8 protein-coding genes and 1 pseudogene are annotated in these 7,834 nt (G+C 75.2%); all 9 read right to left on the reverse strand.

All coding sequences use genetic code 11. The features are described 5' to 3' along the window. Positions 1 to 337, reverse strand: a pseudogene (locus PSR1_RS19995) (polymerase); the annotation flags it as partial. Positions 338 to 406: 69 nt separating this feature from the next. Then, positions 407 to 1,489, reverse strand: a complete 1,083-nt coding sequence (locus PSR1_RS20000) for an LptF/LptG family permease (protein ID WP_059439165.1) — start codon at positions 1,487 to 1,489, stop codon at positions 407 to 409. Continuing rightward, entirely contained in the window at positions 1,486 to 2,601 is a 1,116-nt protein-coding gene (locus PSR1_RS20005) for an LptF/LptG family permease (RefSeq protein WP_059439166.1), read from the reverse strand. The genes PSR1_RS20000 and PSR1_RS20005 overlap by 4 nt, the downstream gene beginning before the upstream one ends. Before the next feature lie 8 nt (positions 2,602 to 2,609). Continuing rightward, positions 2,610 to 3,122 carry a 5-(carboxyamino)imidazole ribonucleotide mutase gene (gene purE / locus PSR1_RS20010; RefSeq protein ID WP_012525445.1) on the reverse strand — a complete coding sequence of 171 codons (513 nt, stop codon included), beginning with the start codon at positions 3,120 to 3,122 and terminating at the stop codon, positions 2,610 to 2,612. Next, on the reverse strand, positions 3,119 to 4,381 hold the full coding sequence (gene purD, locus PSR1_RS20015) for a phosphoribosylamine--glycine ligase (RefSeq protein WP_059439167.1): 1,263 nt from the start codon (positions 4,379 to 4,381) through the stop codon (positions 3,119 to 3,121). Before purD ends, purE begins: the two co-directional genes overlap by 4 nt. 112 nt (positions 4,382 to 4,493) lie before the next feature. Then, entirely contained in the window at positions 4,494 to 6,068 is a 1,575-nt protein-coding gene (purH, locus tag PSR1_RS20020) for a bifunctional phosphoribosylaminoimidazolecarboxamide formyltransferase/IMP cyclohydrolase (RefSeq protein ID WP_059439168.1), read from the reverse strand. Between the two features lie 148 nt (positions 6,069 to 6,216). Beyond that, positions 6,217 to 6,771, reverse strand: coding sequence for a sigma factor-like helix-turn-helix DNA-binding protein (locus PSR1_RS20025; RefSeq protein WP_082100318.1), 555 nt, complete (start codon positions 6,769 to 6,771; stop codon positions 6,217 to 6,219). A 79-nt stretch (positions 6,772 to 6,850) separates the two neighbouring features. Continuing rightward, entirely contained in the window at positions 6,851 to 7,357 is a 507-nt protein-coding gene (locus PSR1_RS20030) for a MerR family transcriptional regulator (RefSeq protein WP_059439169.1), read from the reverse strand. A 219-nt stretch (positions 7,358 to 7,576) separates the two neighbouring features. Continuing rightward, the coding region (locus PSR1_RS20035) for a PEGA domain-containing protein (RefSeq protein WP_152643395.1) at positions 7,577 to 7,834 on the reverse strand (258 nt) is incomplete at its 5' end.

Here is a 7,834-nt window from a genome sequence, read left to right on the forward strand (position 1 = left end):
GGCCCCGCGCGTAGAGCACGTGATCGAGGCGCCCCGCGCCGGCGCCGGCCAGCGCCGCGATCGCGATCGACGCCAGCGCCGCGCCGAGCAGCACCACCGTCGCGAGCGCCACCTGTGCGCCCGGCGCCGCGACCCGCGGCCCGCGCCCGCCGGCGGCGCGCCGCAGGAGGAGCGCCCCCAGCGCGACGCCCGCGCCGATCTGCATCCCGGCGATGGAGACGGGGAGCGAGATCGCGGTCAGCGCGGCGCCGGCCCAGGCCAGGCGCACGAGCACCGCGCGGGCCGCCTCGGCCCGCCCTCCCTCCGCGTGAACGACCACCGCTTCGGCCCGGCGCACTCGGGCGCAAGGTGGGGCGCCGGGCGGCCGGGCGCGAGCGGGGTGTTGGGGGCGGGGGCGCCGGGCGGGTCACCGCGCCCGGTGCACCGCGATCGCGCCGAGCGCCAGGAACACCAGGTTCGGCGCCCAGGAGGCGACCCACGGGGCGACGCGCCCGGACAGGCCGAGCGCCTCGCTCACGCCCTGCATGCCCCAGAACAGGAGCGTCACGCCCACCGCCTCGAGGAGCGCCGCGGACAGGTGCCCCTTGCGGTCGCGCCGCAGCGCGAGCGCCAGCGCCAGCAGCGCGCCGGGGATGCCGGCGAACGGGTACGCGAGCCGGTCGTAGCGCTCGAGCTGGAACTCGGTCACCGGCTGGCCGAGCCGCTTGCGGATCCCGATCTGCCGGATGAGCGTGTTCCAGCGCATCTGGTCGGGCTTGCCGGCGATGACGGCGAACGCGTCGGGCGGCTCGTCGAACGCGTACCGCTTGCGCTCCGCCCGCTCCAGCGCCATCGACCCGTCCGGCCGGAAGGTCCGGTCCTCGACGTCCTCCAGGATCCAGGCCCGGCCGTCGGGGTGCATCCGCGCGGCGTCGATCCGCCGCGCCAGCGTGAACGCCTCGGAGAGTTCGTACACGGTGACGCGCTCGAAGCCGCCGTCGGGCAGGTTGCCGCGCAGGTGGTACACGCGCTTGCCGTCCACGCCGCGGAACCAGCGCTTCGGCTCCCGCGCGGCGAGGAACCGGCGCAGGTTGCCGCCGCGCGCGAAGCGGTGCGCGGTGATCTCCTCGGCGCGCTCCGCCGCCTGCACGCCCACCACGTCGTTCAGCACCACCAGCACGCCGCCGGCGAGCAGCGTCACCGCCAGCACCGGGACCGCCAGCCGCCACGGGCCGAGCCCCACCGCGCGCATGGCGGTGTACTCGCGCGTCTGGCGGAACATGGACGTGGCGATGCCCGCGCCGAGGATCAGCGCCGCCGGGGCCACCATGTACGTGACGCCGGCGGCCTTGTACGCGTAGAGCTGCAGCACCGCCGGCAGCCAGCCGGCGCCGGTGTACGCGGCGGCGTTGTCCACGAAGTCCACCGCCAGGTAGATGCCGACCACGCCGGCCAGCGCCACCAGGAACGCGCCGAGCATGCGGCGCGCGACGTAGCGGAACAGGATCACCGCACCGCCTCGGGCCCGCGCCGCGCCATGAGCAGGACCAGCACCAGCCCGGCCGCGCCCAGCACCAGGTTCGGGAGCTGCAGCGCCAGCGCCGCCGGGAGGTGGCCGAGCTGCGTGAGCACCTCGCCGCCGCGCAGCAGCAGGTAGTGCAGCACCACCAGCAGGAAGGTGGCGCCGATGCCGAAGGCGCGGCCGCCGCGGCGCTCCGCGCCGAGCGGGACGCCGAGCAGCGCGAAGGCGACGACCACCAGCGGCGCGGAGAGCTTGCGGTGGAGGTAGCCCTCCTGCCGGCGCACCTCCATGACGTCGCCCTTCTCGCGCGCGGCGGCGGCGCGGGCGCGCAGGTCGGACACGGTCGCCTCGCGGCTCGACTTCGCGAGCACGTTGCGATCGCTGAGCGCGGTGCCCAGCCCGACCAGCAGCTCGGCCTTGCCGAACGCGGCCGAGGCGTAGTCGGCGGTGCCGACCTCCTCGCGGTGCACCTCGCCCTCCTCCAGCACCAGCCGCATGTCCTGGCCCGCGCCGACCGGCTCGAGGCGGCCGCGGCGCGAGAGCGCCAGCATGGGCGCGTCCGGGTTGGAGCGGTCCTGGATGAGCACGTTCTCCCAGCGGCCGCCGCGCGCCCGCTCCGTGTAGATCGTGTAGCCGGGGATCTGGTCGTAGAACGTGCCGCCGCGGACGTCGTTCGTGACGTTGCGCTTCACCACGTCGTTGAGGCGCAGGCGCGCGGCCCGGATGCTGGCGGGCTCGACCGAGAGCGACAGCCACGCGCCCAGCGCCGCCACCACCAGGCCGAGGAGCAGCGGCACGCGCACCAGGCGCACCGGGGACAGCCCCGCCGCCCCGAGCGCCACCACCTCGCGGTCCTCCGCCAGCCGCCCGACCCCGAGCACCACGCCCAGCAGGAACGCCACCGGGATGACGTAGCCGAGCAGGTGCGGCATGAGGGACAGCATCACCAGCCCGACGTCCACGAGCGAGACGCCCGAGCCGAACAGGACGTCCGCCTGCCCCAGGATCTGCGTGGCGAGCAGGATCTGCGTCAGGAACAGCAGGGCCGCGGCGAACGGGAGGAGGATCTCCCGTGCCAGGTAGCGGTCGATCAGGCCCACGCGCCCGGCTATCCCTTCGCGCCCAGCCTGGCCTGGAGCGCGGCGTCCTTCGCCTCGACCTCCTCGGCCATCTTCCGCCGCTGCGCGCGCACGCGCTCCGCCACCTCGGGATCGGCGCGGGCCACGATGCGCGCGGCGAGCAGGCCGGCGTTGCGGGCGCCGGCCTTGCCGATGGCGAGCGTGCCCACCGGCACGCCGGCCGGCATCTGGGCGGTGGAGAGCAGCGCGTCGAGGCCCTTCAGGTCGCTCGCGGCGAGCGGGACGCCCAGCACCGGCAGCTCGGTCTCGGCGGCGCAGACGCCGGCGAGGTGCGCGGCCGAGCCGGCGCCGCAGATGATCACCTGGATGCCGCGGCCGGCCGCCTCGCGCGCCAGCTTGCCGGTGCGCTCGGGCGTCCGGTGGGCGGACGACACGTGGACCTCGGTCGCGACGCCCATGTCCTCGAGCGCCTTGCGCGCCTCCGACATCGCCTCCCAGTCCGAGTCGGAGCCCATCAGGATCAGCACCTTGGGTTCGCTCATGGCTTCTTGCCGATGTCCTTTCGGTACTGCATGCCGCGGAAGCGGATCCGGCCGGTGGCGGCGTAGGCCCGCGCCGCGGCGTCGTCGAGATCGCGGCCCAGCGCGCAGACCGTCAGCACGCGCCCGCCGCTCGTCACCACGCGGCCGGCCGCGTCCGCGGCGGTGCCGGCGTGGAACACCTGCACGCCCTCGTCGAAGGGGCCGTCCAGCCCGTCGATGGCGTCGCCGCGCGCCACCTCGCCCGGGTAGCCCTCGGCGGCGAGGACCACGCCCACCGCCGCGCGCGGGTCGAACGCGATCTCGGCGCCGGAGAGGTCGCCGCGCGCCGACGCGAGCAGCGCCGGCACCACGTCGCTCGCCATGCGGAGCAGGATGGGCTGGGTCTCGGGGTCGCCCAGGCGCGCGTTGAACTCGAGCACCCGCGGGCCGCGCGGCGTGAGCATCAGGCCGGCGTAGAGCGCGCCGCGGAACGGGCGGCCGCGCCGGGCCAGCTCCCGCACCGCCGGGAGCAGCACGTCGCGCTCGACCATCTCGGCCACCGCGGGCGTCACGTTCGGCGTGGGCGAGAACGCGCCCATGCCGCCGGTGTTGGGCCCGCGGTCGCCGTCGAAGATGCGCTTGTGGTCCTGCGCGGCCGCGAGCAGGCGGACCCGCTCGCCGTCGGTGAAGCAGATGCAGCTCGCCTCCGGGCCCTCCAGCCGCTCCTCCACCACCACCCGGGCGCCGGCGCCGCCGTGCACCCGGTCCACCAGCATGGCGCGGAGCGCGGCCTCCGCCTCGGCGGCGTCGCCGCACACCACCACGCCCTTGCCGGCGGCGAGGCCGTCGGCCTTCACCACCACCCGGCCGTCGCGGGCCCGCGCCCATGCGACCGCCGGCGCGACCTCCTCGAACGTCTCGTACTCCGCGGTCGGGATCCCGGCCGCCCGCATCACGTCCTTGGCGAACGCCTTCGAGCCCTCGATCTCGGCCGCGGCGGCGGCGGGCCCGAACGCCGGGACGCCGGCCTCCTGGAGCCGGTCCACCAGCCCGGCGACGAGCGGCGCCTCCGGGCCGACGACCACCAGGTCGATGGCGTTCTGCCGCACCCACGCGACGAGGCCGGCCACGTCGGTCGCGGCCAGCGGGACGAGCGTGGCGACGCGCGCGATGCCCGGGTTGCCGGGCGCGGCGAAGAGGGCCCGCACCAGCGGGCTCCTCGAGATCTTCCAGGCGAGCGCGTGCTCGCGGCCACCCGATCCGACGACGAGGACTCGCATGAGAACCCGGGCTTATACCACGGGCCGCCGCGGCGGGAGGGCCGCCGGAGGCGCGCACCGAGGGGGTCCCCGCGCGGCGGGGGCGGGGTCGCCGCCGCCGCGTGGCCGGCGATCAGTGCCGGAAGTGCCGCATGCCGGTCGCGACCATGGCGATGCCGGCCTTGTCGGCGGCGGCGATCACCTCGGCGTCGCGCATCGAGCCGCCGGGCTGGATGATGGCCGTGGCGCCGGCCTTGATGATCTCCTCCACGCCGTCGGCGAACGGGAAGAACGCGTCGGAGCCCACCGAGGAGCCGCGGACGTCGAGCGCCGCCTTCATGACCGCGGTCTTCACCGACTCCACCCGGCTGGTCTGGCCGCCGCCGATCGCCACGGTCCGGTCGTCCTTCGCGAACACGATGGCGTTCGACTTCACGTGCTTCACGACCTTCCAGGCGAACAGCAGGTCCTTCCACTCCTGCTCGGTGGGCGCACGCTTCGTCATCACCTTGCAGTCCTCGCGGCGGACCGAGCCCAGGTCGCGGTCCATCACCAGCAGGCCGCCGGGGATGGAGCGGAGCTCGCGCCCCTCCTCCGGGCGCCGGCGCCACGTGGCGCGGGCGGCGCCGAGCCGCGGGGCCTCGAGCAGGCGGAGGTTCTTCTTCACCGCCAGCGCGGCGCGGGCGGCGGCGTCGTAGCCGGGCGCGATCACGCACTCGAGGAACAGGCTGGTCAGCTCCGAGGCGGTGGCCTCGTCCACCGGCCGGTTCAGCGCCACGATGCCGCCGAACGCCGAGACCGGATCGCACTCACGGGCGCGCGCGAACGCCTCGCCCGCCGTGCGGCCCGTGGACACGCCGCAGGGCGTGTTGTGCTTGATGACGACGCAGGCGGTCTCGTCGAACTCCATCACGCCGGCGAGCGCGGCCTGCAGGTCGAGCAGGTTGTTGTAGCTGAGCTCCTTGCCCTGCAGCACCTGGGCGAACGCGACGCTCGGCTCCTCCGGCTCGCGGGCCGCGCGGTAGAACGCGCCGGCCTGGTGCGGGTTCTCGCCGTAGCGCAGGTCGTACGCCTTCGTGTAGACCGCCGCCAACGTGGCGGGGAAGTGCGCCGGCGCGGCCTCGGGGGCCTCGCGCGCGGTGAGGTACTCGGAGATGGCGGCGTCGTACGCGGCGGTGTGCGCGAACGCCTTCTTCATCAGGTAGAAGCGCGTCGCGTCCGACAGCGTGCGCGTCGCCTCCAGCTCCGCCGCCACCTTCTCGTAGTCGGCCGGATCGACCACCACGCCCACGTGCGCCGAGTTCTTGGCGGCGCTCCGCACCATGGTCGGCCCGCCGATGTCGATCTCCTCGACGCAGGTCTCGAACGGCTTGCCGGCGGCGACCGCCTCGCGGAACGGGTAGAGGTTCACGACCACCAGGTCGATGGGCGGGATGTCCCGCGCCTTCACGTCCGCCTCGTCGGAGGCGAGGCCGCGCCGGTAGAGGATGCCGCCGTGCACCCGCGGGTGGAGCGTCTTCACGCGGCCGCCCAGGATCTCCGGGGCCTGCGTGTAGTCGCCCACGCCGATCACCGGGACGCCGGCCTCGGCGAGCGCCTTCTGCGTGCCGCCGGTGGAGAGCAGCTCCACGCCGAGGGCGGCGAGCCGCCTGGCGAAAGGAACGAGACCGGTCTTGTCGGAGACCGAGACGAGCGCGCGGCGAGTCATGTCGGGCTTCCTCCGTGGGAGGGCGCCCTTGTAACGCTCGCGGCGACACCTTTCAAGGGCGTGGGTGGCCAAGGCCCCGCCGCAGCGGGGCCCCGCCGGACCCTTCGGCGAGCTCAGGGTCCGCGGGGCGGGGCGCAGCCCCGTTCGATCAGAACCCGTCTTCCTCGGCGGCGAGATCCGCCGCGGTCCGCGGCTCGTCCTCGGCGATGGCGCGCAGCTTGAGCAGCCCGCGGGTCTCGACCTGGCGGATGCGCTCGCGGGTGAGGTTCATGATCGAGCCCACCTCCTCGAGCGTGATCCCGCCCCGGTCGGCCACGTCGAGCGCGCAGGTCTCGCCCAGCTCCCACACCTCGCGGTCGGGGAAGTTGAGCTTGATGGAGCCGGTGGACGGGTTCACGTCCAGGTAGAGGTGGTGCTTGCAGGAGATGAACATGCAGGGCCGCGGCCCGTTGGCGCACTCGGCCCGGGACCGCGGGCGGCGCGCCTCCATCTCCTTCATCACCTCGTCCAGCTCGGGGTCGACCAGGCCGAACGCCCGCTGGCGCCGCAGCTCGCGCGCGATCTCCTTGCGCGACATGGTCTTCGAGCGCCGCCGCCCGCGCTGCCCCTCCCCCGCGTCCTGACCCGCCGCCGTCTCCTCGGCCTCCGGCTCCAGCCCCTGCCGCTCCGGCGCGGGCTCCGCGCTGCGCTTCGCCTCGCTCATCCCCTGCCCTCCCTCTCCACCTGCGGCGCCCCGGAGGGCACCGGCCACCATCCACCTCGGGCACCACCCACCGCTGCCGCTAGCCGGCCCGGACCGCCTCGTCCGCGCCCACCGTCGCGACCGCGCCACCCACCCGCTCGATCCGCCCGAGCGCCGCCTTCAGCTGGCGCTCGGCCTGCACGAGCTCGTCCTCGAACCGCTTCCGGCGCGGGTGCGACCGCGCCTTCTCCGCCAGCTCCGCCAGCAGCGCGTGGAGCCCCTGCTCCACGTCCTCGAGCCGGTTGCGCACCGTCACGAAGCTGCCGCGGATGTCCTCGACCGTGTAGCCCTCCGCCATCATCCGCTTGATGAGCGCGATGCGCCGCACCACCGACACCGGGTAGAGGCCGGTGGAGCCGGTGTGCTTGCCCTTGCGGCCCACCCGCCGGCTCCGGGGCAGCAGCCCCAGCTGCACGTACTTCCGGAAGGTCGCCGCCGACAGGCGGGCGCCCCGCGACTCGAACAGCCGGACCACCTCACCGCTCGTGATCCCGCCGGCGCGCTCCCGCTCCAGGCGGGCGATCTCGTCGTTGCGGAGCAAATCCACTCGATCGATTCGCTTGAGAGTTGAACATCGAAAACTTGATTTCGAGGCTAAGCCATTGAATGGCGAACGTCAATGGACGAAGGCGCGCACGGGCGGGGCGTGGCCGCGGCGCTGGGGCGCGGGCGCGCCTGCGACACGGCCGTACCCGGGGTGAGCGGGGGGGTGAGCGGATCGGGATCCCGCCCGCGGGCGGCGGGCGCGGCGCCGGGCGGAGCGGCGCTACCGGAGCGTCAGGTTGGCGTGCCGGTCGGTCCGGCGGCCCGGCGCGATCTCGACCGTCAGCTCGCGCGCGCCGTACCGGGGGTGGCTCACGCGGACCCGGTGCGTCCCCGGCGCGAGCGATCGCGTGACCGGGGTCTCGCCCACGCCCTGCCCGTCCACCTGGACGTAGGCCCACGGCGTCGCGGTGACGTGGAGCACGCCGGGGCGGCCGGGCTCCTCGGGCGCGGCCGGGGGCGCCGCCGGCGCGGCGACCGC

This window comes from Anaeromyxobacter sp. PSR-1, from assembly GCF_000964525.1.
In the GTDB taxonomy this organism is placed as follows: domain Bacteria; phylum Myxococcota; class Myxococcia; order Myxococcales; family Anaeromyxobacteraceae; genus Anaeromyxobacter.

Coding starts and splice junctions, on each gene's coding strand:
- purE (WP_012525445.1), bottom strand. CDS start 3,122: ATGAGCGAACCCAAGGTGCTGATCCTGATGGGCTCCGACTCGGACTGG.
- purD (WP_059439167.1), bottom strand. CDS start 4,381: ATGCGAGTCCTCGTCGTCGGATCGGGTGGCCGCGAGCACGCGCTCGCC.
- purH (WP_059439168.1), bottom strand. CDS start 6,068: ATGACTCGCCGCGCGCTCGTCTCGGTCTCCGACAAGACCGGTCTCGTT.
- PSR1_RS20025 (WP_082100318.1), bottom strand. CDS start 6,771: ATGAGCGAGGCGAAGCGCAGCGCGGAGCCCGCGCCGGAGCGGCAGGGG.